Annotated in this window: 23 protein-coding genes; 7 read left to right on the top strand and 16 right to left on the bottom strand. The window is 67.6% G+C overall.

Annotated features, from left to right (window positions below; genetic code table 11):
* Positions 1–20 precede the first annotated feature (20 nt).
* Positions 21–323 carry a 2Fe-2S iron-sulfur cluster-binding protein gene (locus DIE04_RS22735; RefSeq protein ID WP_059527056.1) on the bottom strand — a complete coding sequence of 101 codons (303 nt, stop codon included), beginning with the start codon at positions 321–323 and terminating at the stop codon, positions 21–23.
* 134 nt (positions 324–457) lie between these two features.
* Entirely contained in the window at positions 458–2,347 is a 1,890-nt protein-coding gene (locus DIE04_RS22730) for a sigma-54-dependent Fis family transcriptional regulator (RefSeq protein ID WP_124523293.1), read from the bottom strand.
* A gap of 390 nt (positions 2,348–2,737) precedes the next feature.
* Here DIE04_RS22730 and DIE04_RS22720 point away from each other — a divergent pair, with 390 nt between their 5' ends.
* Positions 2,738–3,013 (top strand): DUF2964 domain-containing protein, encoded by a 276-nt coding sequence (locus DIE04_RS22720; RefSeq protein WP_260426914.1) that lies wholly within the window; start codon positions 2,738–2,740, stop codon positions 3,011–3,013.
* Between the two features lie 243 nt (positions 3,014–3,256).
* Positions 3,257–3,544: a DUF1488 domain-containing protein gene (locus tag DIE04_RS22715; protein WP_014898618.1), complete on the top strand. Its 288-nt coding sequence runs from the start codon at positions 3,257–3,259 to the stop codon at positions 3,542–3,544.
* A gap of 171 nt (positions 3,545–3,715) precedes the next feature.
* Here DIE04_RS22715 and DIE04_RS22710 read toward each other — a convergent pair whose 3' ends face one another.
* From DIE04_RS22710 to DIE04_RS22700, 3 genes are read right to left on the bottom strand one after another with little or no spacing between them, the layout of a single operon-like run.
* Positions 3,716–4,579 carry an MBL fold metallo-hydrolase gene (locus DIE04_RS22710; RefSeq protein WP_124485270.1) on the bottom strand — a complete coding sequence of 288 codons (864 nt, stop codon included), beginning with the start codon at positions 4,577–4,579 and terminating at the stop codon, positions 3,716–3,718.
* Positions 4,580–4,583: 4 nt separating this feature from the next.
* Positions 4,584–4,910, bottom strand: coding sequence for a hypothetical protein (locus tag DIE04_RS22705; protein WP_124523289.1), 327 nt, complete (start codon positions 4,908–4,910; stop codon positions 4,584–4,586).
* Between the two features lie 13 nt (positions 4,911–4,923).
* The gene (locus tag DIE04_RS22700; RefSeq protein WP_124523287.1) at positions 4,924–5,463 is read right to left on the bottom strand and encodes a sugar ABC transporter; all 540 of its coding nucleotides are present in this window, start codon (positions 5,461–5,463) and stop codon (positions 4,924–4,926) included.
* A gap of 201 nt (positions 5,464–5,664) precedes the next feature.
* On the opposite strand from DIE04_RS22700, the gene DIE04_RS22695 reads away from it, so the two are divergent.
* Positions 5,665–6,516 carry a LysR substrate-binding domain-containing protein gene (locus tag DIE04_RS22695; RefSeq protein WP_044846873.1) on the top strand — a complete coding sequence of 284 codons (852 nt, stop codon included), beginning with the start codon at positions 5,665–5,667 and terminating at the stop codon, positions 6,514–6,516.
* 229 nt (positions 6,517–6,745) lie between these two features.
* Here the strand turns inward: DIE04_RS22695 and DIE04_RS22690 are convergent, their stop codons facing one another.
* The 3 genes from DIE04_RS22690 to DIE04_RS22680 form a co-directional block, all read right to left on the bottom strand.
* Positions 6,746–7,144, bottom strand: a complete 399-nt coding sequence (locus tag DIE04_RS22690) for a hypothetical protein (RefSeq protein ID WP_124485273.1) — start codon at positions 7,142–7,144, stop codon at positions 6,746–6,748.
* A 12-nt stretch (positions 7,145–7,156) separates the two neighbouring features.
* Positions 7,157–7,393 carry a hypothetical protein gene (locus DIE04_RS22685; protein ID WP_124523285.1) on the bottom strand — a complete coding sequence of 79 codons (237 nt, stop codon included), beginning with the start codon at positions 7,391–7,393 and terminating at the stop codon, positions 7,157–7,159.
* Between the two features lie 378 nt (positions 7,394–7,771).
* Positions 7,772–9,073 (bottom strand): NCS2 family permease, encoded by a 1,302-nt coding sequence (locus tag DIE04_RS22680; RefSeq protein WP_044846874.1) that lies wholly within the window; start codon positions 9,071–9,073, stop codon positions 7,772–7,774.
* A gap of 778 nt (positions 9,074–9,851) precedes the next feature.
* Here DIE04_RS22680 and DIE04_RS22675 point away from each other — a divergent pair.
* Positions 9,852–10,130 carry a hypothetical protein gene (locus DIE04_RS22675; protein ID WP_027807295.1) on the top strand — a complete coding sequence of 93 codons (279 nt, stop codon included), beginning with the start codon at positions 9,852–9,854 and terminating at the stop codon, positions 10,128–10,130.
* Between the two features lie 173 nt (positions 10,131–10,303).
* On the opposite strand, the gene DIE04_RS22670 is transcribed toward DIE04_RS22675, so the two are convergent.
* From DIE04_RS22670 to DIE04_RS22650, 5 genes are all read right to left on the bottom strand, one after another.
* Entirely contained in the window at positions 10,304–10,678 is a 375-nt protein-coding gene (locus DIE04_RS22670) for a DUF2917 domain-containing protein (RefSeq protein WP_124523283.1), read from the bottom strand.
* Between the two features lie 252 nt (positions 10,679–10,930).
* Positions 10,931–11,218: a hypothetical protein gene (locus DIE04_RS22665; protein WP_044846876.1), complete on the bottom strand. Its 288-nt coding sequence runs from the start codon at positions 11,216–11,218 to the stop codon at positions 10,931–10,933.
* Between the two features lie 89 nt (positions 11,219–11,307).
* The gene (locus DIE04_RS22660) at positions 11,308–12,213 is read right to left on the bottom strand and encodes a metal-dependent hydrolase (protein ID WP_124523281.1); all 906 of its coding nucleotides are present in this window, start codon (positions 12,211–12,213) and stop codon (positions 11,308–11,310) included.
* A 34-nt stretch (positions 12,214–12,247) separates the two neighbouring features.
* Complete coding sequence (locus DIE04_RS22655; RefSeq protein WP_124523280.1) at positions 12,248–14,035, bottom strand: SDR family oxidoreductase; 1,788 nt, start codon at positions 14,033–14,035, stop codon at positions 12,248–12,250.
* 49 nt (positions 14,036–14,084) lie between these two features.
* Entirely contained in the window at positions 14,085–14,984 is a 900-nt protein-coding gene (locus DIE04_RS22650) for a M24 family metallopeptidase (RefSeq protein WP_044846879.1), read from the bottom strand.
* 499 nt (positions 14,985–15,483) lie between these two features.
* Between DIE04_RS22650 and DIE04_RS22645 the strand changes: the two genes are divergently transcribed.
* The gene (locus DIE04_RS22645) at positions 15,484–16,761 is read left to right on the top strand and encodes a haloacid dehalogenase-like hydrolase (protein WP_044846880.1); all 1,278 of its coding nucleotides are present in this window, start codon (positions 15,484–15,486) and stop codon (positions 16,759–16,761) included.
* A 177-nt stretch (positions 16,762–16,938) separates the two neighbouring features.
* Here DIE04_RS22645 and DIE04_RS22640 read toward each other — a convergent pair whose 3' ends face one another.
* From DIE04_RS22640 to DIE04_RS22630, 3 genes are all read right to left on the bottom strand, one after another.
* Positions 16,939–17,712 (bottom strand): slipin family protein, encoded by a 774-nt coding sequence (locus tag DIE04_RS22640; protein WP_124523279.1) that lies wholly within the window; start codon positions 17,710–17,712, stop codon positions 16,939–16,941.
* Positions 17,709–19,283: a nodulation protein NfeD gene (locus DIE04_RS22635; protein ID WP_124523277.1), complete on the bottom strand. Its 1,575-nt coding sequence runs from the start codon at positions 19,281–19,283 to the stop codon at positions 17,709–17,711. The genes DIE04_RS22640 and DIE04_RS22635 overlap by 4 nt, the downstream gene beginning before the upstream one ends.
* Positions 19,284–19,404: 121 nt before the next feature.
* A complete protein-coding gene (locus DIE04_RS22630; RefSeq protein ID WP_124523275.1) occupies positions 19,405–20,439 on the bottom strand; it encodes an AraC family transcriptional regulator in 1,035 nt (344 codons plus the stop codon).
* Positions 20,440–20,576: 137 nt separating this feature from the next.
* Here DIE04_RS22630 and DIE04_RS22625 point away from each other — a divergent pair, with 137 nt between their 5' ends.
* Positions 20,577–21,710 (top strand): acyl-CoA dehydrogenase family protein, encoded by a 1,134-nt coding sequence (locus tag DIE04_RS22625; RefSeq protein ID WP_044846910.1) that lies wholly within the window; start codon positions 20,577–20,579, stop codon positions 21,708–21,710.
* 191 nt (positions 21,711–21,901) lie between these two features.
* Complete coding sequence (locus DIE04_RS22620; protein ID WP_124523273.1) at positions 21,902–23,608, top strand: AMP-binding protein; 1,707 nt, start codon at positions 21,902–21,904, stop codon at positions 23,606–23,608.
* Positions 23,609–23,671: the final 63 nt, after the last annotated feature.

Raw genomic sequence — 23,671 nt, 5'->3', positions numbered from 1 at the left:
CGCGCGGCCGCGCGCCGCGTTCAGTCGATCATGACCGCATCGGGCACGTCGAGCACGACATCCGAAGTCGCGACGGCCACGCACGGCAGCGTATAGCCGTCGGCCTTTTCCTCGCGGCTCAGGCCCGGCCATTCGATCGTATAGCGTACGCTGCCGCTGACGATCCTGCACAGGCAGCTTCGGCACGTGCCGTTGCGGCACGAGCGCGGCAGCCTGACGTGCGCGAACGCGGCGGCCTCGAGCAGCGTCAGCGAATCGGGCGCGTCGAACGTCGCGCCGAGCGGCTCGATGCGCACGAGAGGCGGGTGGTCGGGATCGGTCATGGGTGAAAGCGGGCGGCGAATCGGCAGCGAAGCGAGGAAAGGCAGCGCGATGCCGGAAGGCAACGCAAGCGCCAAGCATACCCGAAGCCGCCTGCGGCCGGCGCCCGTCGGGCGGGCAACCGGCCCGGAACGTGTCAGTGCCGGCGCAGGTAGCGGTACACGGTATTGCGGGCGAGCCCGAGCTCCCGCGCGGCGGCCGATACGTTGCCGCCGTGCCGTGCGAGCACGGCATCGATCACCGCGGCCTGGTGGCTCTGCAGCGTCGTCGCTTCGCGCACGTCGGCCGGTGCGGCTTGCGCCGCGGGTGCGTCGTCGCAGTCGAGCCAGAAATCGTCGGGCAGGTGCGCGAGCGTGATTTCGGCTTCGTCTTCGGCGAGCATGCCGGCCGTGCGCAGCACGTTGGTCATTTGCCGCAGGTTGCCGGGCCAGCGGTGCCGCATGAACGCGTCGAGCACGTCGGCCGCGAGGCGGCCCGGCATCGGCTCGCTGCGCGCCAGCCGCGCGAGGATCCGCTCGACCAGCGCGGGCAGGTCGGTGCGCGCGGCGAGCGGCGGCAGCGTGACCGCGAGCCCGTTGATCCGGTAGAACAGGTCTTCGCGGAAGGTGCCTGCGGCGATCATCGCGCGCAGGTCGCGGTGGGTCGCGCAGACCACGCGCACGTCGACCGGCACCGCGCGTGCGCCGCCGAGCGGCATCACCGCGCGCTCCTGCAGCACGCGCATCAGCCTGACCTGCTGCGCGAGCGGCATGTCGCCGATTTCGTCGAGAAACAGCGTGCCGCCGTCGGCCTGCACGATCTTGCCGGGGCTGCCGCGCTTGCGCGCGCCGGTGAACGCACCGTCCTCGTAGCCGAACAGTTCGGCCTCGATCAGCGAATCCGGCAGCGCCGCGCAGTTGACCGCGACGAACGGGCCGTCCGCGCGCGGCGATGCCTGGTGCAGCGCACGCGCGAGCCATTCCTTGCCGGTGCCGGTCTGGCCGAGGATCAGCAACGGCAGGTCGCGTCCGCGGATCTTCGCGACGCGTTCGAGCACGGCGGCCATCCGCGCATCGCCGGTGTCGAGCGTCGCGAACGTGATCGCGTCGGGGTCCGGCGCCCGCGTGCGCACGGCGGGGGCGGGCGGCGTGACGGCGACGGCCGTCTTGTGCGCTTCCGCGAATTCGCAGCGGGCGAGCACGCGCACGCCGGTCGACAGCGTGAGGCGGAACGGTGCGCCGGCCGCGCGGGCCGCCTGCTGCGCGAGTTGGCCGAAGTGCATGCCGAACAGCGCGTCGCAGCCTTGATGCTGCAATGCATCGAACGTCGCGCCGAGCTGGAATTGCGCGCTCCGGTTCGCGGCGATCAGCCCGCCGTCGGGGCCGAACGCGACGAGCCCGGCGAACAGCGAGTCGACGCAATCCTCGTGGGCGTGGAAGCGCAGCCGCAGCGCCTCCGCGCACTGGTTCGCGAACAGGTGGTTCTCGATCAGCTGCGCGGACATCCGCACCAGCGCGAGCGTATGGGGGCTGAAGCCGCGCGGGTCGCCGCTCACGTCGAGCGTGCCGAGGGTACGGCCGAACGGATCGATGATCGGCGCGCACGAGCAGGTGAGGATATGGTTCGCGCGCAGGAAGTGTTCCGAGCCGTGCACGGCGACCGCCTGGCCCGATGCGAGCGCGGTGCCGATCGCGTTGGTGCCGCGCGCGCCTTCGGCCCATGACACGCCGGTGCACAGCGCGACGCGGTTCGCCTTCTCGATGAAGTCCGCGTCGCCGATGCTGTGCAGGATCACGCCGTCGGCATCGGTGAGCAGCACGAGGCTTTGCGTGTCGGCGATTTGCGCGTGGAGGTCTTCCATCACCGGGCGCGCGTGCGCGAACAATGCGTGGTTCGTGTCGAGCAGTTCGCGCAGCGCGAGCCGCGACAGCGGCGAGAAATCGGGGCGCTCGTTCGCGCGCAGGCCGACCGCGGTCGAACGGGCATGCGCCTGCGCGAGCAGGTCGGTGCGGCCCGCGGTGGCGGGCAGCACGAAAGATTGAGGCATGTCTTGTCTCCTGTCGGCCCAAGTTAGCGCTTCAGCGCTTACTTGGGCCCCATGCTTCGCGGTCGGCCCAAGTTGACGCTTTAGCGCTTACTTGGGCCCCATGCTTCGCGGTCGGTCCGAGTTAGCGCTTCAGCGCTTACTTGGGCCCCATGCTTCGCAGTCGGCCCAAGTTGGCGCTTCAGCGCTTGCTCTAGTCCCATGCTTCGCGGTCTACCCGAGCCCGCACATCAGCGCGTTCCGAGGCCCCGCTTCGCAGTCGAACCCTTTGACGCCCTGCACCGCACCATCCGCCACCCGGGCCGCCGCCGTCGATATCGCCTCATCATACAAGCGCCGCGCACGTTGTGCGACTGCGTACAAAAACCCCTTGCTTTTAAGCGCCCGCCTGCAATGATGGAAATGGAACACGCACGCGCCGTGTTCCGCATCGCAACATGCATGCGACGCGACATGCATCCGTTCGGGAGACGCATCATGGTTCGGACGGAACTGAGAGTCGTGCTGGCGGCCATCGCCACCTTCATCATGCTGGGCGGCATCGCCGTGGCGATCCACGGGCTGCTGTTCGACCTGAGCGACGCGGTGCAATACGGAGCGGCCGCGATCGCGGTGGGCGCCACGACCGCCGCGATCGCGCTGAACGTCTGGCCCACCGATCCTCACTGACGCCGTTCGGCAAAACGGTGCCGGATGTCGCGCTGGTCAGAGGAAATGCGCGTCGGAACGACGCACATCGCAAATTTTGCCTCCTGCGCGAAACCGTCTAAAGTGGAATGCAACCGGCATGCATTAGTCCGCGCCATACCCCCGTGGATCGTGCCTCTGCCGGCGAGCCCGCGTAAATTTTCGTCCGGCCGGTAGCGGACGACGGACGCGGTCATTTGCTTTCTACCGGTCGAGGCGGCTCCCATGCAGATCCATTTCACGAATGAGAAGCCCGAATATTCGGGGCGCGACCTGATGCTGGGTTTCACGGCGCTGGTCAATGGCGAGCGCGTCCAATGTCAGATCACCGCCGAGGCGCTGGAGGATCATTTCGGTGCGGCATCGCCGCGCTTCGAGGACATGGTCGGTGCGTACGATCAGCACCGCGAGCGGATCGAGGCAGCCGCACGGCGGTTGCTGTCCGAGACGCGCGCGCAATGCGTGACGCTGCGCAGCGGCTACGTGCGCTTCTACGAAGCGAACTGGCGCTGAGCCGGACGACCGGGCAGCGACGGAGCGGGCGCCGGATACCGGCGCCCGTGTCATATCGGCGCGGGCTCGTCCGGTAGATCGATCGCTTGTGCGGGACGATGCGCTGCACGGTCCGGGCATCGTGCGGCGCGATGGCGTGCCCGCGTTCCGTTTCGCTTGATCCCGTTTCGCTCAATCTGAGTCGATCAGCGCGTACGCGCCGCCCGTTGCGTCGTGCGTGCGCGCGATGCGTGCGAAGCCTGCGTCGGCGAGGTGCATGCCGGCAATCAGCAAGCGATCCGAAGCGACTTCGGCGAGCGTGGCCGCGCGGGTCGCCGATGCCTGCGACGGATCGTGATCGAACGCGATCGACACGTCGGGGCGAGCAACCTGGATCGGCGCGAAATGCACGAGATCGCCCCAGATCAGCAGGCGCTCGCCCTGCGATTCGACGCGATAGCCGGTGTGGCCGGGCGTGTGCCCCGGCAGCGGCACGGCGGCGATACCGGGCAGCACGTCGCCTGCCGCGATGGTGCGCAGTTGCGCCGCGCAGGCGTCGAACGCGCGCCGCGCGATTCGGACATTGATGCGCGCTCGCTCGCTGGCTCTCTCGTACATATCGTCGTCCAGCCAGAACATGCGTTCCCGTTCGTCGATGAGCACCTCCGCTTGCGGAAAGGCCGGGCGCCCGTCTGCGTCGAGCAGGCCGCCGATGTGGTCCGGATGCGCGTGCGTCAGCAGGACCGTGTCGATCTCGCGTGCATCGATGCCGGCTTGTGACAGCGACGGACGCAGCAGGCCGCCCCAGTTCCGGATGCCGCCGGCACCGGTGTCGACGAGCACGGTGCGGCCGTTGCCGCGTATCACGTAGCAGTTGATGTTGACCGCCGACGGCGTATGCATGCCGGCCCGGTGCATGATACGGGCCGCGTCGTCGACGTCGATGTTCGACAGCAGGTCGAGGCCGGCCGTCAGCGTGCCGTCGCTGATCGCGGTCACCGTGAAATCGCCGACTTGGCGGCGCGGGAAAGAAGGGCGTGGAATGAGTGCGCTCATGGGGTCAATGTCGGGCGTGAAGGTGGGTGGTGTCGTAGCCGAAGCAGCGGATGCGTGCGATGAATCCGGTGTGGCGGAGAATCTCGCGATCCAGTTCGGCCATGAACCGGTCCATCAATTCAGTGGTGCGAAATGACGCGATGCGAAAGCGGATCTCCGCGCTGACCGGATGTCCGCGGCCGAGCCGGATCGGCACGTACGCGACGTGGATCGTGCCGGGTGCGGCGCTCAACACCTCGGTGCAGAGCGTCTCGCAGGCTGACGACAGTGCATCGAGTGCCGCGCTGGACGGCATGCTCGTCCCGGGGATGAAAATCGTGACGCTGGGCATGGCCGGGCTCCCGTCAGCGTGCGGCCGACGTCGTCGTCGCGCTGACGAGCCGGTCGCCCATCGGCGCATAGCACCGGATCGCGGCGCCCGACGCATCGGACGCGAGCCGCGCCTGATCGTGATCGAGGACGGCCAGCCAGCGAGCGGCCGGCTGGCGGTCCAGCGCGACCGCATGCATGGCGGTGGCTGCGATACCTGCTCGCGCGAACGGGGCGGCGTCGTCGCACACGGCCAGCCATTGATGGCCGGAGACGGCCGGCGCAGGTGCCGCGCTGTCGTACACGTTACGGCGCCATTCGACGATGTGCGGCTGCCAGCGCGCGAAATTGCCGCCGCCCTTGTCGCGATACTCGGCCGACGTCAGCACGTCCGGGCCGTCGATCGTATGCAGCGCGAGGTAGACCGGGCCGTCGCCGCCGAGGGCGCGAAAGCGTTGCGACGTGCGGAAGCCGGATACCGAGATCAGCGCCGGCAGTTTGACGCGGCTGTAGAAGTCGTTCCACCCGGCTTCGACGGCGGGCTCGGCGATGCTGCATTCAACGGCATAGATCATGACATCTCCACGGGTGGCGAGCGGCCTTCTGAGCGATCGGCCGGCTCGACTGGTTGAGTTTTTGTCATGATAATGATCGGAAGAATGGGCGGAAAACGATGATTCGTCACCATTCAATTACATTTGATCAAGCCATGACCGACGGCGGTCGGACCGGGAGCAATCGTGACGCGACGCAGGATTCCGAGCAATTCGGCATTGATGGCATTCGAGGCCGCGGCGCGGCATGGGAGCTTCGCGCGCGCCGCCGACGAACTGGCGTTGACGGAAGGCGCGATCAGCCGGCAGATCGGCCGACTCGAGACGTTCCTGGGCGTCGCGCTGTTCGAACGGGTCGGCAACCGCGTGCGGGTGGCGCCGAACGGCGCGCGCTACGCGGCGCAGGTTCGCGAAGTGCTGGACCGGCTCGAGCGCGACAGCCAGTACATGATGGGGCAGCCCGGTGACGGCGGCAGCGTCGACATCGCCGTGACGCCGACGTTTGCGACGCGCTGGCTGATTCCGCGGCTCAAGGGATTCCAGACGCAGCATCCGAACATCACGGTGCATTTCGCCGATCGCGCCGAGCCGTTCGTACTGGCCGGCAGCGGCTTCGACGCGGCGATTCACTTCGAGCATCCGGCCTGGGCCGGCATGCATACGTACCGTTTGTGCGAGGAGGTGCTGGTGCCGGTCTGCCATCCGTCGCTGCTCGCGGGCGGGCAGCCGGACACCTTGCTGGGCACGCTGCCGCGCCTGCACAAGCGCCAGACGCCCGATGCGTGGTCGGCTTACGTGCAGGAGACGGGATTGCCCGTGAACAATCCGGCCGCCGGCGCCCGCTATGATCTTTACTCGATGCTGATCGCCGCGGCACTGGCCGGGCTCGGCGTCGCGCTGGTGCCGCGCCTCTATGTCGACGCCGAAATCGCGCAGGGGCTGCTCGCGGCGCCCTGGCCGGACGGGCGCGGCGTGGTCAAGCGCTTCTGTCTCGTGTTGCCGGAGGCGCTGGAACTGGGCGAGGGGCCGTTGCAGACCTTCGCGCGCTGGGTGCTCCGGCAGGCGGACGCGTGACCTGATGTCGCCTGCACCAGGCGGCTACCCGAACGAACACGCGGTCCTGCGGCGTCATGCCGTTCAGTTCTTCACGGTAAGGAAAGGCATCAGGCTTTCGGGACGCTTCGGTCCGCCGCTTCACGAACCGCCTGTCTGCAAATCCGTCCATCGCGGTTTCGGCTTGTCCATGCCGCGAAGCGACAAGCCGAAACCGGTCATTCAGTCGCCCCCGGACTGCCGCACCCGGTTATCGAGCCGGGTTGGTCGCCGTGATGAACGGGTCGAACGACATATGGACGTTACCCTCCAGCAGCAGGTTGATCGAGTATTGAACGTTGGTTCCCGCGCTGTTGACCCGCCCGCCCCACACGGCGCCGTCGAACTGCGGATATTGTTGCGGGTTGACCATGTTGGGAATCGCGCTCCCCCAGAAGCCGAGAATCGCGATGGATTCACCCGGGTCGAGGGAAACGGCGGACCAGACGATCGTGTCGCCGTTTTCGCATTTCGTCCGCAATTCATTGCTGCCTTCCGAACCGTCCCCGCTGTAGCCCGTCGAATCCACCATGAATACATATTTCGGCAGATTGTTTTCGGCAATGGCTTTCGCGACATTGACAATCACGTTTACGTAGATCGTTGCCATGACGACTCCTGATTATGAAACAGGCAATGTTTTTCCGGCCCCTTGCCCATTCGCGTGGAGGATACCCCGTGCGTGCTTGATATATTGAATCACGCCGACCCGAATAAAACCGAAAGAATCACTCCTTTTGATGAGCGGGAAGATCGCGCGACCGCAGAGATTTTCGGCCGTGCAAGCGGAATATAGCAGCCGGATTTTATAAATCAACCCGATAATTCCGGGGATAATTGCGAGCGTCATCAAAGTCATGCGTCGTATCGATTTGCGAAAATATCGATGGAAAATGGTGCTGTGCGACGATTAAGTGATGTCTTGTATTTTTAATATATCGGTCGCCAATATTTCGATTGGATATTTGGGGTAAATTCAATGCTTTTTGATACGCCGAAACGCATTGTTTCGCGTAATACAACCATCAATCCCGCCCGGGAAAATGCCCCCCGGGCATGCAGCTAGGCGGGCGCCCGCCGATACAGGGCGCCCATGTGAAACGACCCGGCCGCAAATGCGACCGGGTCGTCAGGGGCCGTCCTTCTCGTCATGCCGTTCGGTTCCGCGACAGGAACCGGGCGGCACTACACGTGAAGGTGGCGTCTTTTGATCATGCCACGCACCGGGGCGCGTGCGTCACTCGCTGCCGAGATAGAAGAAGCGGAACAGGAACACGGCCGCGATGATCCACACGATCGGCTTGACCGTGCGGGCCTGGCCCGTCAGCAGCTTCAGGCCGCCGTACGCGATGAAGCCGAACGCGACGCCGTTCGCGATCGAGTACGTGAACGGCATCAGCAGCGCGGTCAGCGCGGCCGGCACGGCTTCGGTCGCGTCGTCCCACGGCACGTCGACCATCTCGCGCAGCATCAGGCACGACACGTACAGCAGTGCCGGTGCCGTTGCGTAGCCCGGCACGACCCCGGCGAGCGGCGCGATGAACAGGCACGCGAGGAACAGCACGGCGACGGTGATCGCCGTCACGCCGGTGCGGCCGCCGGCCTGCACGCCCGATGCGCTTTCGATATAGGCGGTGGTCGACGACGTGCCGAGCACCGAGCCCGCGACGATCGCGGTGCTGTCGGCGAGCAGCGCCTTGTTCAAGCGGTTCATCTTGCCTTCGACGAGCAGGCCCGCGCGGTTCGCGACGCCCATCAGCGTGCCGGTCGCATCGAACAACTCCACGAGGAAGAATACGAGGATCACGTTGATGATGCCGGTCGACAGCGCGGCGCCGATGTCGAGCTTGAACAGCGTCGCGTCGATCGACGGCGGCGCGGAGAACACGCCGTGGAACTGGTTGCCGCCGAAGAAGAACGACAGGACGGTGACACCGATGATGCCGATCAGGATCGCGCCGCGCACGCGCAGGTGGTCGAGCGTGACGATCGTGAAGAAGCCGATGATCGCGAGGATCGTCGTGGGCTTGTGCAGGTCGCCGAGCGTGACGAGCGTGGCCGGGCTGCCGACGATCACGCCCGAGGTCTTCAGCGAGATGATGCCGAGGAACAGGCCGATGCCGGCGGTGATCGAGATGCGCAGCGATTTCGGAATGCCGTTGACGATCGCCTCGCGCACGCGGAACAGCGTGACGAGCAGGAACAGGCAGCCGGAGATGAACACCGCGCCGAGCGCGGCCTGCCACGTGAAGCCCATTCCCTTGACGACCGTATACGCGAAATACGCGTTCAGGCCCATGCCGGGCGCGCAGGCGATCGGATAGTTCGCGTACAGCCCCATGATGATCGATGCCAGCGCCGCGACGAGGCAGGTCGCGACGAACACGGATTCCTTCGGCATGCCGGCATCGCCGAGGATCGCGGGGTTGACGAAGATGATGTAGGCCATCGTCAGGAACGTGGTGACGCCCGCGAGTATTTCGGTGCGGAAGTCGGTGCCGGCTTCAGCGAAGCCGAAATACCGCTTGATGGATTCCATGAAGGCGTTTTCTCCGGTCGGGTTGTCGTGTTGCTTGTTGTTCGTGCCGAATTGTTGTAAGGCAGCGCGAGGCCGGCCTACTGTAACCAGCCACTATTGCCGCGCTATCGGCGGATTGTAATAGCGCGGATAGCTCGGACGATATAGTTGCGGGGCACGATCGGCCGCGTTCGCGCGAACGGTCGGACAGGCCGGCCGCGCGAGGAAGGCGCGCATTTTACCGGTTCGGACGAGGCGGGCAGGTAGAAACGATGGAAACGATTCGATGAGGGGCGGCGGGCCGGGCCGGCCGATGCGGGCGCAACGACATGACCGGCATGCGGCGCGCGGCCGCCGCGCGATGACATGCGATGACATGCGACTGCAATCGCGCACCCGCATGCTGGCCGAACGCAGGACGGTCGCAATGCATGCGCGAACGCGCGCGGCATGACCGGCGCGGGTGCGCAGCGGCGTGCAGCGGCCATTCATCAGTCCAGGCGGTTGCAGATATCGGGCTATCCTGCGCCGAACCCGTTCCGTCCGCAACTGTCATTTCGCGACGCGGGCGCGACTGTGGTTTCTGTGTAAAAGATTGCAAGACGTCATCGCGTTAACCGGCAAGTCTTTCTAGGATAGATACACCGCGCACACACGCCGGCCAGTCGTTGCCGACGCGGGGGAGTCGCAGTCCGTGCAGGGCAGGCGGTGAAGTGCGGTGACGGTCGTTGCGCATTCGGGCAGGCGCGACCGGTTGCGATTGCCCGATGCGGGTTCGTCCGTCATCCCGGAGGTGAGCATGTTGAACTGGATCAGCCGTTGGGCGATGCGGCACGCCCCCACGCCGGAAAAAACCGCTGCGTCGATGCTCGTGACGGCGCGCATGGAACTGTTCGCAGCCGAACAGCGCGTCATCGATGCGAAATTACAGGCGGATTACTGGCGTACGCGGGTGTCATTTCTCGAGGAGGTGCAAAAGCAAGGCATCGACCCGTGGGTGACCTCGCAGGCGGCGCAACGCCCCGACCTCGATGCCACTCCCCGCAGCACGGGCCCGCGTCTCGCCGCCAGCACCTGATGCACGCGATGCATGCAAGGGTTGCGCACGGCGCGCGATCGCTCGCGGCACGCACGCGCGTGCCGCGTCATTCGATGCGCACCCGCGACGCATGGCGCCGCGGGTGCGTCCGTTTCCGGATGCGTTGATTCCGCGCGTTCCGGTGTCCCGTCGCGCGACGGAATCGCGCATCGTCAATCCCGTCTTCGCCATCGTCCGGCGAGCAAACGTTGCATTCGCGCGAGCGTGCGTCTCAGCCGTTCGCCGCGCCGCACGTACGCCGTCGTGATCGACGCTTCGGCCGGCCGGTCGTCATTGGTGCCGAGCCAGATGCGATCGCCGCGCGCGATGCGCAGCACGTCGCCGGGTTGCACCCAGTAGTCGTCGACGCTCGGCGGCCGCGTGATCCACAGCGGTGCACCGTGCGCACGAATTTCCGCATCGCCCGGCGCGCGCCAGGTCAGCGTCGTGCGCGGCGCAACCGCGAATCGGATCACGACGGTCGGTAACGCGATCGCGCCGGCGCGGCGCGAATCGGGACGGTCGAACAACGGGCTTGCCTGGTCCATCGTCTTCTCCATTCGTTGAGCCGGATGGATGACGCGCACCAGAACAAAAAGGCCTCATCCGTTTCCGGTGAGGCCTCGTGTGACATGCGGTACTGCTCGGATGCTAACGCACAAGCGCCTCCCGTGATCCATTCTTTCGAATGTTCACCGGGCAATGATTCGCGATGGCGATGAGCTTGAACGTAGGCATGCGAACGAGTTTGTCGATGTCGTACGGCGTTGTCAACGACTATTTTCGAGAAACGTGGCGCGTCACGCGTCGCGCTGGGCGAGGCCGTTGACGAGCAGTTCGGACAGCAGGCCCGTCATGCCGTTCGGATGCGTGGCGGCGCGTGCCTTCAGCTGTTCGACGAGTTCGGCGTTGAGCTTGCACGCGAACGGCACGAGGCCCTGTTCCTGGTCGAGCTTGCGCTGCGCGCGGCGATCGAGCTTCGCCGCGTCCTCGGCGCCCTTGCCGAAACGGGCGGAGCTCGACTGCTTCATCGCGTGCGTCAGCTTGAGCGCCTTGTTCTTTTCTAGATCGGTTTTCTTCATGGCCATCGCGGCACCTCCGGGAAATGAAGCCGCGATTGTACGCATTTCGGCGGACGCCCCCGCCGAAACCGTCGCGAACCCGCCGGCGAACCCGGTCACGCGCCTTTCGTCGTGCCCCAGTTGCCGCCGTGCGCGGCCGCCTGCGCGGCCGGCGAGCGCGCCAGATACGCGAGCGCCTGCTCGGTCGAGCCTTCGTGGTGCGGCGTATAGCCCGGCCTGAAATAGCGCAGCGCCGCGCCGATCACTTTCCAGAACGAAGGCAGGTGCCCGCGCCGCGAACCCTTCCACCACGCGAGCACGAAACCGGGATAGCGGCCCACGGCCGGATCGCGCCGGTACATGAACTTCGCGCCGCTCGTGATGAAGTAGAGCAGCAGCACGATCACGAACGCCATGTGCAGGCAGCGCTCCGGGTAGTTGCCGCCCATGTGGTTGTAGATGTCGAACGCGACGGTCCGGTGCTCGACTTCCTCCGCGCCGTGCCAGCGCAGCAGGTCGACCATCGTCGGGTCGGCACGGCCTTCGTCGAGCCCGTGCGCGTTGAGCACCCAGTTGCCCAGATAACCGAAGAAATGCTCGAGCGACGCGATCACCGCGAGTTGCTGCCGCAGCCAGAAGCGCGTATGGCCGATCTTCAGCCCGAACGGCGCTTCGCCCAGCACGCGCGTGAACAGCCAGTTCAGCTTCTGCGTGAACGGCTTCGTGTCGATCCCGTGCCGGTCGTAATAATGCCTGAGCACGCCGCCGTGCGAGCGCGAATGCACCGCTTCCTGGCGCAGGAAGCCTTCGGCTTCGTCGCGCAGGCGCGCATCGGTGATGTGCGGCAGCGCCTTGTTGTACACGCGGCAGAACCACAGCTCGCCTTCCGGGAACAGCAGGTTCAGCGTGTTGATGATGTGCGTGCTGCCCGGGTCGTTCGGCACCCAGGTGATCGGCGTGTCGCTGAAGTCGAACTTCACGTGCCGGGCCTTGATCTTGTGATAGTCGGCGGTAGCGGTCATCTGTGTCTCCGTTCCTGTGCGGCGCGCTGCGCCGTCAATGCGATGCCATGCTGATGCGGGCGAGCATCCGGCCGAGCCACGGCATGAAGCGGCCGACGAAGCGCAGCGCGTGCGCCTCGGTGCCCACCGCCACGACCGGCCGGTTGCGCAGCACGCCGTCGACCATCGCCTGCGCGACGGTTTCCGGCTTCAGGCCGCGCATCTGGTACAGCTTCGTCGCGCGCTTGCGCAGCCGCGCTTCGTCCTGTGCGTTGGCGCCCGCGTATTGCGTCGACGCCATGATTCCGGTTTCCGCGAAGCCCGGGCACACGGCCGTCACGCCGATGCCTTTTTCCGCGAGTTCCGCGCGCATGCATTCGCTGAGCATCAGCACGGCGGCCTTCGTCGTCGCGTACGCGGGCAGGTCGCGCGACGGCCCGAACGCGGCGGCCGACGCGGTGTTGACGATGTGGCCGCCCGCGCCGCGCGCGGCCATCTGCTGCGCGAACAGCCGCGAGCCGTGGATCACGCCCCACAGGTTCACGTGCAGGATGCGCTCCCAGTGCCGCTCGCTCGTGTCGAGGATGCCGCCGGCCATGCCGATGCCCGCGTTGTTGATCACGATGTCCGCGCCGCCGAGTTCGCTGCCGACCCATGCCGCGAGCGATTCCATCTCCTCGGCGGCGCCGACGTCCACGCGTTTCGCGTATGCCTGCGCGCCGGTCAGCCCGAGCAGCAGCGCGGTGCGCTCGGCGCTCGCGAGATCGATGTCGCACGCGACGACGGTCGCGCCTTCGCGGGCGAACGCGAGCGCCGCGCAGCGGCCGATGCCGCTGCCCGCGCCGGTGACGACCGCGACCTTGCCGCTGAACCGGCCGCTGGTCGCGCGGCGGCGTGCGTTCGCGAGCGCGGGCGGTTCCTCGCCCGATTCGACCGCGTCGATCAGCTGCTCGGCGAGGCCCGCGAAGCGCGCGGGATCGGCGAGCGGCAGCCAGTGGCCGGCCGCGACTTCACGGCGGTAGTACTGCGGCACCCAGCGCGACAGGTTCTCGGACAGCGCCGGGCTCACGTATTTGTCGCCGAGCGGCACGATCGTCTGCACCGGTGCATGTGCGTAGCGCTCGCGCGGCGCGAACAGGCAGCGGATGAAGTTCGCGCGATAGAGGCGCACGCCGCGCGCGCCGTCGTCGGCCTGCGTCGGGCGCGGCGTGGCAGGCGTCTTCTCGACCCGGCGCAACAGGCCCGGCCACGCGCGGCCGAGCCACAGTCGCCAGCCGAGTTCAGGGACGAACGGCAGGTGGAACAGGTACACGTACCACGAGCGCACGAGCTGGCCGCCGAGTTTGCCGAGCGATGCGGGCGTCGGGTGCAGCACGCGTTCGCGCAGCCAGAAGCCGACGTGGTCGAGGCACGGCCCTGAGCACGACGTGTACGACACGATGCGGCCCGCAAGCCGCGGATCGGTGACGAACTCCCAGCCCTGGATCGAACCCCAGTCGTGCGCGATCAGGTGCACCGCGCGGCCGGGGCAGAGCGCGTCGATCACCGCGACGAAGTCGTCGGTCAGCTTCGCGAGGTGATAGTCGGCCGTGCGCTTCGGCACGCCGGACAGGCCCGCGCCGCGCACGTCGTAGGCGATCACGTAGTGCCTGCGCGCGAGCAGCGGCGCGACCTGCTGCCAGACGCTGCTGTCGTCGGGGTAGCCGTGCACGAGCACGACCGGCGAGCGGGCCGGGTCGCCCCAGGTTCGCACCGCGAGCGTCAGGTCGCCGGAGGCGACGGCCGTTTCGCTGTGGACCGATTCGAACAGGGCCAGCGGCGCTTCGTCGGAAAGAGGCTGCATCGTGAGTCCGTCGTTCAGGGATTCGGGAGGAAGGCGCAATGCGTGCGTGTCAGGCGGCGGCCTGCACGGTCGCGACGGCCGGCGCGCGTTCGGCCTGGCGGCGCTGCCAGCGGCGCACGTGCGGCAGGTCGTCGTCGAGCCAGTACGCGTCGTCGTCGGTGATCACCAGCAGCTCCTCGAATTTCGCGCCGACGCCGGCGAAGCCGAGATGCGGCTCCACGGCCCACAGGCCCGGCACGGGCGCATGCTCGGAGCGGCGGTCGATCGACCACAGCGGCGACCAGCCCTGCTGCTTCGCCGCGCGGCCCTGGTCGAGCAGCAGGTTGCGCGTCGCGTTCAGCCCGAAGCGCGCGACGAAGCGCGGCTTCGACAGCTTGTGGATCTTCGCGACGCGATGCGCGAGCACCTTGAACGGATAGGCCTTGTGGCGCGGCTCGACGCCCTGGCGACGGCACAGCGCGTCGACCGCCTGCGCGACCTCGGCCATCGGGCGGCGCGCCTTCACGAGCTGCACGATCAGGTCGCGATGGTCCATCAGGTCGTCCTGCAGCTGTTCGAGGATCGGGTTGTGGCCGAGGCAGTGCGCGTAGCCGACGTCCGCGACGATCCCGTCGAGCACGGGCGCGACGTCGAGGATCACCGGCATGTCGGTTTCGAGCTGGCGGTTGCTCGGGAAGAACGCGAGGTTGAAGCCGCCCATGTGCTTCAGGCCCGAGAAGCCCTGGAACGCGGTGCGGTCGCCGAACCACGCGAACGGCTTGTGCAGCCAGTCGTGCACGCCGTTGTCCTGCAGCCATTCGGTCAGCAGGCGCGCGGCTTCCTTCTCGGTGATGCCGGGGTAGAGCATCGCGCCGACGGTCTCGACGCAGCGGTACGCAAGCTGCTGGACCGCGCGGAATTGCGGCAGCTCGTCGAGGTGGACTTCCGGCAGCGGATGGTGGGCGGTCATGATGCGTCTCCATGTGTCGGCCCGCGTTTGCGCGTCGGCGCGACGCGGGTCCGGTGCAAGGCTGGGGCGCTGAACCGGAATGCATCCGCCGGTGATCCGGCGGCGGGTTATTCAGTCAGCATTTAATGTGTCATTGATCGATGTAAAGATCATAGCGGGTTCGACGTGGCGCGGAGGTGAGGATTTCTCCTAATGAAGGCCGAAATGGAGGGGAAGCTCTAGGTTTGCGGCGGTCGGGGCGGATGGCCGTCGCTGCGCACGCATCCCGAGCGGGGCAGCCGGCCGGGGAGCGCCACGCGAGGCCGCGGCGCGGGCCTGGCATGTCGCGCTGGATCAACTCCCTGTCGTGTCGCGGCGCGACGCTGTCAAATTGCCGAAATAATTTCGTCACATCATTCGCCCCCGATTCGAAGCCTTCGCGGCTTCGCGGGGCCGGTGTGCCGCGCGTCGCGCGGGGGCAGCGACCGAAGCCGATTCGACCTTCCTGTGGAGACAGACCATGCAACGCCGCAAGTTCATGAACACCCTGGCCGCGGCGACCGCTGCGACGCCGCTGATGCTCAAGGCCGGCATGGCCGGCGCGAAGAGCGCGACCGCGCCGGACGCGCTGGACCCGGGCCGCTGGTCGCCGTTCAACGCCGCGCGCCTGCAGGCGGTGCTCGACCAGCACGGCGTCGCGAGCGCGCGCTACGACGGGAAGCGCCGCCCGTATGCGGTGTTCGACTGGGACAACACGTGCATCATGAACGACTGCGAAGAAGCGTTGCTGATGTACCAGATCAACCATCTGCAGTACAAGCTGACGCCGGACGAGTTCGTCGGCGTGATGTGGAAGGACGTGCCGAAGGGCGCGTTCATGAAGGACTATACGACCGTCGACGGCAAGCCGGTGACGATGGAGGATCTCGCCGCCGACGTCGAGTCCGACTACCGCTGGCTCTACGCGAACTACAAGGGTTTCGGCGGCGACAAGAGCCTCGACGAGATTCGCGAGACCGACCAGTTCAAGGATTTTCGCGCGAAGCTGTACTTCATGTACGACGCGATCTGCGATACGCATCCGCTCGAAGTCGGCTACAAGTGGATCATCTATTTCTACAAGAACATGACGACCGCCGAGCTGCAGGCGATGGCGGAAGCGTCGAACAACTACGGGATCGGCGACGCGCTGCGCAAGGTCCGCTACGAAAGCCCGAAAGCGCTGCCGGGCAAGGCCGGCGTGGTGGCCGACACGCATTTCCACGGCATCCGCATTCACGAGGAAATCCGCGCGGTGATGCATACGCTGCGTGCGAACGGCATCGACGTGTACGTGAGCACCGCGTCGCTCGACGATGTCGTGCGCGTATTCGCCGGCAATCCGAACTATGGTTACGGCGTGCCGCCCGAGAACGTGATCGGCCTGCGTCTCGACATGCAGGACGGCAAGTACACGAGCACCTATCCGGCCGGCTGGCATTTCAACTGGGGGCCCGGCAAGACGGTGGGCATCCGCAACGTCCTCGCGTCGAAGAAGGGTTACGGCCCGCTGCTGGTGTTCGGCGACAGCGACGGCGACGCATGGATGCTGCGCGACTTCAAGGACACCGCGGCTGGCGTGATCGTGAACCGGATGAAGAAGGGCGAGATCGGCGCGGACAGCAAGCTCGCGGCGGAGCAGATCGGCAAGCCGGACGCGCGCTTCCTGCTGCAGGGGCGCGACGAGCACACGGGGCTGATGATCCCGGACGAGAAGTCGATCAAGTACGGCAAGACCGACCGCAAGCTGCTGGCCTGACGCGGGCCGGGCGCGGGTCGGGCAACGGGCAACCGGCAACCGGCAACCGGCAACCGGCAACCGGCAACCGGCAACCGGCTACCGGCTACCGGCCGCCGCGGCCCCGCGCCCGAGCGTTGGCGTCGGCATCGGCATCGGCATCGGCCGCGGCGTCGTGCATGCCGGCGCCCGCGCGTCTCACGACTCGCGCGGCGGCCTCAATCGCTCCAGCAACGCCCCCAGCAGATCCACCGGCAGCGGAAACACGATCGTCGAATTCTTGTCCGCCGCGATCGTCGTCAGTGTCTGCAGGTAGCGCAGCTGCATCGCCTGCGGCTGAAGTGCGAGCCGCTGCGCGGCCTGCAGCAGCTTTTCCGACGCCTGCAGTTCGCCTTCCGCATGGATCACCTTCGCGCGCCGCTCGCGTTCGGCCTCGGCCTGCCGCGCGATCGCGCGGATCATCGTCTCGTTCAGGTCGACGTGCTTGATCTCGACCGTCGACACCTTGATGCCCCACGCATCGGTCTGCGCGTCGAGCGTCTTCTGGATGTCGGCATTCAACTGCTCGCGTTCGGCGAGCAACGCGTCGAGCTCGTGCTTGCCGAGCACCGCGCGCAGCGTCGTCTGCGCGAGCTGGCTCGTCGCCTCGAAGAAGCGCGCGACCTGGATCACGGCCTTCTCCGGATCGACGACGCGGAAATACACGACCGCATTGACCTTCACCGACACGTTGTCGCGCGTGATCACGTCCTGCGCGGGCACGTCGAACACGACGGTGCGCAGGTCGATCCGCACGACCTGCTGGACGATCGGGATGATCAGCACGAGCCCCGGCCCCTTCACCTTCCAGAACCGGCCGAGCATGAAGACGACGCCGCGCTCGTACTCGCGGAAGATGCGGATCGACGATGCGACGAGCACCACGATGAAGACGATCAGGACGCTGCTGAAGCCAAACGTGTAGCCCATCATGACGGTGCTCCCTGGTGTTGTTGTTCGTGTACCGGCACGTCGTAGAGCGGCGCGACGGTGAGCGTCAGCCCGTGGCGGCCGGTCACGCGCACGCGGCAACCGGCGGCCAGCGGCGTGCTGCTCGCGACGCGCCAGCGCTCGCCGTGCACGCGCGCCCAGCCCGCCGCCGACGGTGCGGCGCCGGCCGCGCCCTGCGGCTGGTCGGCGTGCAGGCCGTCGTCGAGCACTTCGCCGATGCTGCCGACCATCGCCTCGGCGCCCGTCACCACCGGCCGCCGCCGCGCGCGCAGCGCGACGCTCGATACGACGGCGACGAGCAGCCCGCCACCGGCCGCGAGGCCCACGATCACCGGCCACGGAATGCCGTAGCCGGGCACGTCGGTATCGATCAGCATCAGCGCGCCGATCGTGAAGGCGACGATCCCGCCGAAACCGAGCACGCCGAAGGTCGGCAGGAACGCCTCGGCGACGAGGCAGCCGAGCCCGAGCAGCACGAGCCCGAGGCCCGCATAGCTGACCGGCAGCAACTGCATCGCGAACAGCCCGATCAGCAGGCAGATGGTGCCGGCGACGCCCGGCAGCACGAAGCCGGGATTCGCGAACTCGAAGAACAGCCCGTAGATGCCGATCGTCAGCAGGATCAGCGCGACGTTCGGATCGGTGATGATCGACAGGAAGCGGCTGCGCCAGTCGGGCGCCAGCACGACGAGCGGCGCATGCGCGGTCGCGAGGTGCAGCGTGCCGGCGGTCGTCGTCACGGTGCGGCCGTCGAGCTGGCGCGCGAGGTCGGCCGGGTCCTGCGCGACCAGGTCGACGACATGCTGCGCGCGCGCCTCCGTTGCCGACAGGCTCAACGCCTCGCGCACCGCGCGCTCGGCCCACGCGGCATTGCGTCCGCGCAACTGCGCGAGGCCGCGGATGTACGCGGCGGCATCCTGGGTCGCCTTGCGGATCTCGGTCGACTGCGTGTCGTTCGGCAACTCGGCCGGTGTCGCGGATGCGCCGGACGCGCCCGATGCGCCGGCCGGCGACGGCTTCGTCGCACCTGGCGCCCCAGGCGCTCCCGGCGCTCCCGGCGCGCCGCCGCCGATGCCGAACTGCACCGGCGATGCCGCGCCGAGATTGGTGCCGGGCGCCATCGCGGCAATGTGGCTCGCGTAGACGATATAGGTACCGGCGCTCGCGGCCCGTGCGCCACCCGGCGCGACGAACGCGGCGACCGGCACCGGCGAGCCGAGGATCGCCTTGATGATCAGCCGCATCGACGTGTCGAGCCCGCCGGGCGTATCGAGTTGCAGGATCGCGAGCGGCGCGTGCTCGCGCGCCGCGCGGTCGAGCGAGCGGACGATGAAGTCGGCGCTGGCCGGCCCGATCGCGCCGTTGACCGGAATCACGACGACAGGCGGCGCGGCGACGGGCTGGGTAGCGGGGGGCGGCGCGGCAACCGCCGCGCACACGACGAGCAGCGCCGCGAACAGCGCGGCGCGCGCGACCCGCGCGGACAGCGGGTGACGGGGGCGGGCGCCGGGCGATGCAGGTGCCGGCGGCGGCCCATGACGGTGAATGTGCATCGGGGCGTCCGGGCGGCGCGCGGCCGCACGCCGTCCGGCTCGCGGAAAGGGCGTTGGCCCGATATTTGAAGATTAGGCGGTTTCGGCGGAAAGCGCGAAGGCGGTGCCGCCGGCCGCGCACTCAGCCAGTGCCGCCGCCCCGCGCGAGCGCTTCTTCCCGGTACTCGGCCGGGCTGCGCCCGCTCCATTTGCGAAACGCGCGGTAGAACGCGCTCGGTTCCGCGAAACCGGCGGCGGCCGCGACGTCGGCGATGGTTCGCGCCGGATCGGCCAGCGCCTCGAACGCGAGGTCGCGCCGCAGCGTGTCCTTGATCGACTGGTACGCGTGGCCTTCCTGGTGCAGCTTGCGGCGCAGCGTCGCTTCGGCCACATGCAGCCGCGCGGCCATCCCGCCGGCGCCGGGCCACGCGGCGGGCGGCATCCCGCGCAGCACCGTGCGCACGCGCTGCGCGAGCGCGTTCGGGTTGCGGTACTTGACGATGAAGCTGGCCGGCGCGTTGCGCAGGAAGGTCTTCAGCGTCTTCGCGTTCTGCACGACCGGCAGCGTCGCGAATTCGGGATCGAAATCGACATACGAATCGGGCTGGTTGAAGCGCATGTCGTCGCACAGCATCGACGGGTATTCGTGGTCGGCCGGCGGCGTGTCGCAGCGGAAGCTCGCGTGCAGCACCGGGATGCGTCGCCCGATCAGCCAGCAGGTGAGCCCGTACACGATGATGAAATAGGTCGCGTACGTAAACATCGCGGGCGCCGCGGCGCTGTTGCGGTGCACGAAGCGCAGCCGCACGCGCTGCGGGTTCGCGTCGAGCTCCGCGTGCAGGTCGTCGAGCACGCAGTGCATGAAATTCACCGCGCGCGCCATCGCGTGCAGCCCGTCCTGCGCGGATAGCGCGGCCTGGCTCATCGCAATGAAGCTGCCGCTGCGCATCGGGTGGCGATCCTGCCCGAAAAACTCGTCGTCGAGCGCGCGCGCAATCGCGTTCCACAGCGCGCCGTATTGCTGCGCCGACACCCGCGCGCGCGGCTGCGCGAGCAGCGCGGGCGCGATGCCGGCCTGCGCGAGCAGCGGCTCGGCCGCGACGCCGCGCCGGGTGGCGAGCGCGACGCTGTAGGCGACGAGGCTGATCGCGACGGTTCCCTTCTCTTCCTGCTTCATCGAAGCCGCCGGTATGGCAAAAACGCTCAGTGTAAATGAGCGGCGCGAGCATCGAACAGTCGCGCGCGCTTGCCTACACTTGTTGCATCGAAACGAAAGGTCGGTCGCGGTACGCGGCCGCGGGAGACAGCAGCGCCATGGACGAGCTTTACACCGAAGACCAGCGGATGATCCGCGACGCCGCGCGCGCTTTTGCCACCGAGGTGCTGGCACCGAACGCCGCGCAGTGGGACCACGACGCGCACTTGCCCGACGCCGTCGTCGCGCAGCTCGGCGAACTCGGCCTGCTCGGGATGATCGTGCCGCAGGAGCTGGGCGGCGCGTATACGGATTACGTCGCCTATGCGCTGGCGATGGAAGAGATCGCGGCGGGCGACGCCGCCTGCGCGACGATGATGAGCGTGCACAACTCGGTCGGCTGCGGGCCGATCCTCGGCTTCGGCACGCCCGCGCAGAAGGATCGCTGGCTGGCCGAGATGGCGGCGGGCCGCATCATCGGCGCGTTCTGCCTGACCGAGCCGCAGGCCGGCTCGGAGGCGCACAACCTGCGCACGCGGGCGGAGCTGCGCGACGGCAAGTGGGTGCTGAACGGCGCGAAGCAGTTCGTGACCAACGGCCAGCGCGCCGGCGTAGCGATCGTTTTTGCCATGACCGATCCGGAAGCCGGCAAGCGCGGCATTTCCGCGTTCCTGGTGCCGACCGACACGCCGGGCTTCATCGTCGGCAAGCCGGAGAAGAAGATGGGCATCCGCGCATCCGATACGTGCCCGATCACGTTCGAGAACTGCGCGATTCCGGAAGAGAACCTGCTCGGCAATCGCGGCGAAGGGCTGAAGATCGCGCTGTCGAACCTGGAAGGCGGGCGCATCGGCATCGCCGCGCAGGCGCTCGGCATCGCGCGCGCCGCATTCGACAAGGCGCGCCGCTATGCGGGCGAGCGCGTGCAGTTCGGCAAGCCGCTCGCCGAGCACCAGGCGATCCAGCAGAAGCTCGCCGACATGGCCACCCAGATCAACGCGGCGCGCCTGCTCGTGCATCACGCGGCGAAGCTGCGCACGGCCGGTCTGCCGTGCCTGTCGGAAGCATCGCAGGCGAAGCTGTTCGCGTCCGAGATGGCCGAGCGCGTGTGCTCGGACGCGATCCAGATCCACGGCGGCTACGGCTACCTCGTCGATTACGAAGTCGAGCGTCACTATCGCGACGCGCGCATCACGCAGATTTACGAAGGCACCAGCGAAGTGCAGCGGATGGTGATCGCGCGACAGCTTTGAGTCGCGACGCGCGCTCCATCGACAACCACGCAAACAACCAGACATACAGGCAGGCAAACAGGCAGGGCACGAGGGCAGCGCGGCAAACGCGGCACGCAACGACGTGACCGTGCGCCGCGCGATACGGAACCGGGCATGCGCTGCAGCGCGTGCCCGGTTGACCGCTGGGCATGGAGACTGGAGACGACACGATGACGGTACAGGCATTCCTGGACGCACGCGACTTTCTGCTGCGCCATCGCACCGACTACGAAACCGCTTACCGCGATTTCGAATGGCCGGTGCTCGATGCGTTCAACTGGGCGCTCGACTACTTCGACCCGATGGCGCGCGGCAACGACAAGCCCGCGCTGTGGATCGTCGACGCGGCAACCGGCACGGGTGACCCGTATTCGTTCGCGCAGATGTCCGAGCGCTCGTCGCGGATCGCGAACTGGCTGCGCGGCATCGGCGTCGTGCGCGGCGACCGGATCCTGCTGATGCTGCCGAACCGTGTCGAGCTGTGGGACGCGATGCTCGCCGCGATGAAGCTCGGCGCGATCGTGCTGCCCGCGACCACGCAGCTGTCGGCCGACGACGTGCGCGATCGCGTGCAGATCGGCGGCGCGAAATACGCGATCGTCGACGAGAACGAAACCGCGAAGTTCGAACAGGCCGATCTCAGCCTTAAGCAGAAGATCGTCGCCGGCGCGCCGCGCGCGGGCTGGCTCGCGATGAACGACGGCTATGCGGCGAGCGCCGCGTTCGAGCCGGACGCCGTCACGCACGCGAGCGATCCGATGCTGCTGTACTTCACGTCGGGCACGACGTCGAAGCCGAAGCTCGTCGAGCATACGCATCGCACCTATCCGGTCGGGCACCTGTCGACGATGTACTGGGTCGGCCTGCAGCCGGGCGACATCCACTGGAACATCAGCTCGCCGGGCTGGGCGAAGCATGCATGGAGCTGCTTCTTCGCGCCGTGGAATGCGCAGGCGTGCGTGTTCGCGTTCAACTACGCGCGCTTCGAGCCGAAGGTCGTGCTCGATGCGCTCGTCAAATACCAGGTGACCACGCTGTGCGCGCCGCCGACCGTGTGGCGCATGCTCGTGCAGCAGCCGCTCGCGTCGTTCGACGTGAAGCTGCGCGAGATCGTCGGCGCGGGCGAGCCGCTCAATCCCGAGATCATCGAGCGCGTGAAGAAGGCGTGGGGCATCACGATTCGCGACGGCTACGGCCAGACCGAGACGACCTGCCTGATCGGCAACACGCCGGGCCAGCCGGTCGTCGCGGGCTCGATGGGGCGGCCGCTGCCCGGCTACCGGATCGCGCTGCTCGACCCGGACGGCGCGCCGGTGACCGAAGGCGAGGTCGCGCTGCCGATCGGCGCCGGCGTGACGCGCCCGGTCGGCCTGATGACCGGCTATGCGAACAATCCCGACGCGACTGCCCACGCGATGCGCGACGGCCATTACCGCACGTCGGACATCGCGATGCGCGGCGACGACGGCTACTACGTGTACATCGGCCGCGCGGACGACGTGTTCAAGTCGTCCGACTACCGGCTGAGCCCGTTCGAACTGGAAAGCGTGCTGATCGAGCATCCGGCGATCGCGGAAGCGGCCGTCGTGCCGAGCCCGGACCCGCTGCGGCTGTCGGTGCCGAAGACTTTCATCACGCTGCGCCAGGGCTACGAGGAGAGCCCCGCGCTCGCGCTGGAGATCTTCCGCTTCTCGCGCGAGAAGCTCGCGCCGTACAAGCGCATTCGCCGCCTGCAGTTCGCGGAGCTGCCGAAGACCATCTCGGGGAAGATCCGCCGCGTCGAGCTGCGCCGCCGCGAGATCGAGCGCGGCGACGATGCGACCACGCGGATGCCCGGCGAATACTGGGAAGAAGATTTCGCCGCCGAACTGAAATGACCGGCCGCGGGCCGCGCGCGCCGCGTTTTGCCGTGCGTCGCCCGTCACCGGACTGAACCGAAC

This window comes from Burkholderia sp. Bp8994 (assembly GCF_003853805.1).
Classification (GTDB): Bacteria; Pseudomonadota; Gammaproteobacteria; order Burkholderiales; family Burkholderiaceae; genus Burkholderia.
This window is presented reverse-complemented; position numbering and strand designations above follow the sequence as displayed.

What these genes read in the sequence shown, in the direction of transcription:
- DIE04_RS22735 (WP_059527056.1), bottom strand. Translation starts at nt 323, where the DNA reads ATGACCGATCCCGACCACCCGCCTCTCGTGCGCATCGAGCCGCTCGGC.
- DIE04_RS22730 (WP_124523293.1), bottom strand. Translation starts at nt 2,347, where the DNA reads ATGCCTCAATCTTTCGTGCTGCCCGCCACCGCGGGCCGCACCGACCTG.
- DIE04_RS22720 (WP_260426914.1), top strand. Translation starts at nt 2,738, where the DNA reads ATGATGGAAATGGAACACGCACGCGCCGTGTTCCGCATCGCAACATGC.
- DIE04_RS22715 (WP_014898618.1), top strand. Translation starts at nt 3,257, where the DNA reads ATGCAGATCCATTTCACGAATGAGAAGCCCGAATATTCGGGGCGCGAC.
- DIE04_RS22710 (WP_124485270.1), bottom strand. Translation starts at nt 4,579, where the DNA reads ATGAGCGCACTCATTCCACGCCCTTCTTTCCCGCGCCGCCAAGTCGGC.
- DIE04_RS22705 (WP_124523289.1), bottom strand. Translation starts at nt 4,910, where the DNA reads ATGCCCAGCGTCACGATTTTCATCCCCGGGACGAGCATGCCGTCCAGC.
- DIE04_RS22700 (WP_124523287.1), bottom strand. Translation starts at nt 5,463, where the DNA reads ATGATCTATGCCGTTGAATGCAGCATCGCCGAGCCCGCCGTCGAAGCC.
- DIE04_RS22695 (WP_044846873.1), top strand. Translation starts at nt 5,665, where the DNA reads ATGGCATTCGAGGCCGCGGCGCGGCATGGGAGCTTCGCGCGCGCCGCC.
- DIE04_RS22690 (WP_124485273.1), bottom strand. Translation starts at nt 7,144, where the DNA reads ATGGCAACGATCTACGTAAACGTGATTGTCAATGTCGCGAAAGCCATT.
- DIE04_RS22685 (WP_124523285.1), bottom strand. Translation starts at nt 7,393, where the DNA reads ATGACTTTGATGACGCTCGCAATTATCCCCGGAATTATCGGGTTGATT.
- DIE04_RS22680 (WP_044846874.1), bottom strand. Translation starts at nt 9,073, where the DNA reads ATGGAATCCATCAAGCGGTATTTCGGCTTCGCTGAAGCCGGCACCGAC.
- DIE04_RS22675 (WP_027807295.1), top strand. Translation starts at nt 9,852, where the DNA reads ATGTTGAACTGGATCAGCCGTTGGGCGATGCGGCACGCCCCCACGCCG.
- DIE04_RS22670 (WP_124523283.1), bottom strand. Translation starts at nt 10,678, where the DNA reads ATGGACCAGGCAAGCCCGTTGTTCGACCGTCCCGATTCGCGCCGCGCC.
- DIE04_RS22665 (WP_044846876.1), bottom strand. Translation starts at nt 11,218, where the DNA reads ATGGCCATGAAGAAAACCGATCTAGAAAAGAACAAGGCGCTCAAGCTG.
- DIE04_RS22660 (WP_124523281.1), bottom strand. Translation starts at nt 12,213, where the DNA reads ATGACCGCTACCGCCGACTATCACAAGATCAAGGCCCGGCACGTGAAG.
- DIE04_RS22655 (WP_124523280.1), bottom strand. Translation starts at nt 14,035, where the DNA reads ATGCAGCCTCTTTCCGACGAAGCGCCGCTGGCCCTGTTCGAATCGGTC.
- DIE04_RS22650 (WP_044846879.1), bottom strand. Translation starts at nt 14,984, where the DNA reads ATGACCGCCCACCATCCGCTGCCGGAAGTCCACCTCGACGAGCTGCCG.
- DIE04_RS22645 (WP_044846880.1), top strand. Translation starts at nt 15,484, where the DNA reads ATGCAACGCCGCAAGTTCATGAACACCCTGGCCGCGGCGACCGCTGCG.
- DIE04_RS22640 (WP_124523279.1), bottom strand. Translation starts at nt 17,712, where the DNA reads ATGATGGGCTACACGTTTGGCTTCAGCAGCGTCCTGATCGTCTTCATC.
- DIE04_RS22635 (WP_124523277.1), bottom strand. Translation starts at nt 19,283, where the DNA reads ATGCACATTCACCGTCATGGGCCGCCGCCGGCACCTGCATCGCCCGGC.
- DIE04_RS22630 (WP_124523275.1), bottom strand. Translation starts at nt 20,439, where the DNA reads ATGAAGCAGGAAGAGAAGGGAACCGTCGCGATCAGCCTCGTCGCCTAC.
- DIE04_RS22625 (WP_044846910.1), top strand. Translation starts at nt 20,577, where the DNA reads ATGGACGAGCTTTACACCGAAGACCAGCGGATGATCCGCGACGCCGCG.
- DIE04_RS22620 (WP_124523273.1), top strand. Translation starts at nt 21,902, where the DNA reads ATGACGGTACAGGCATTCCTGGACGCACGCGACTTTCTGCTGCGCCAT.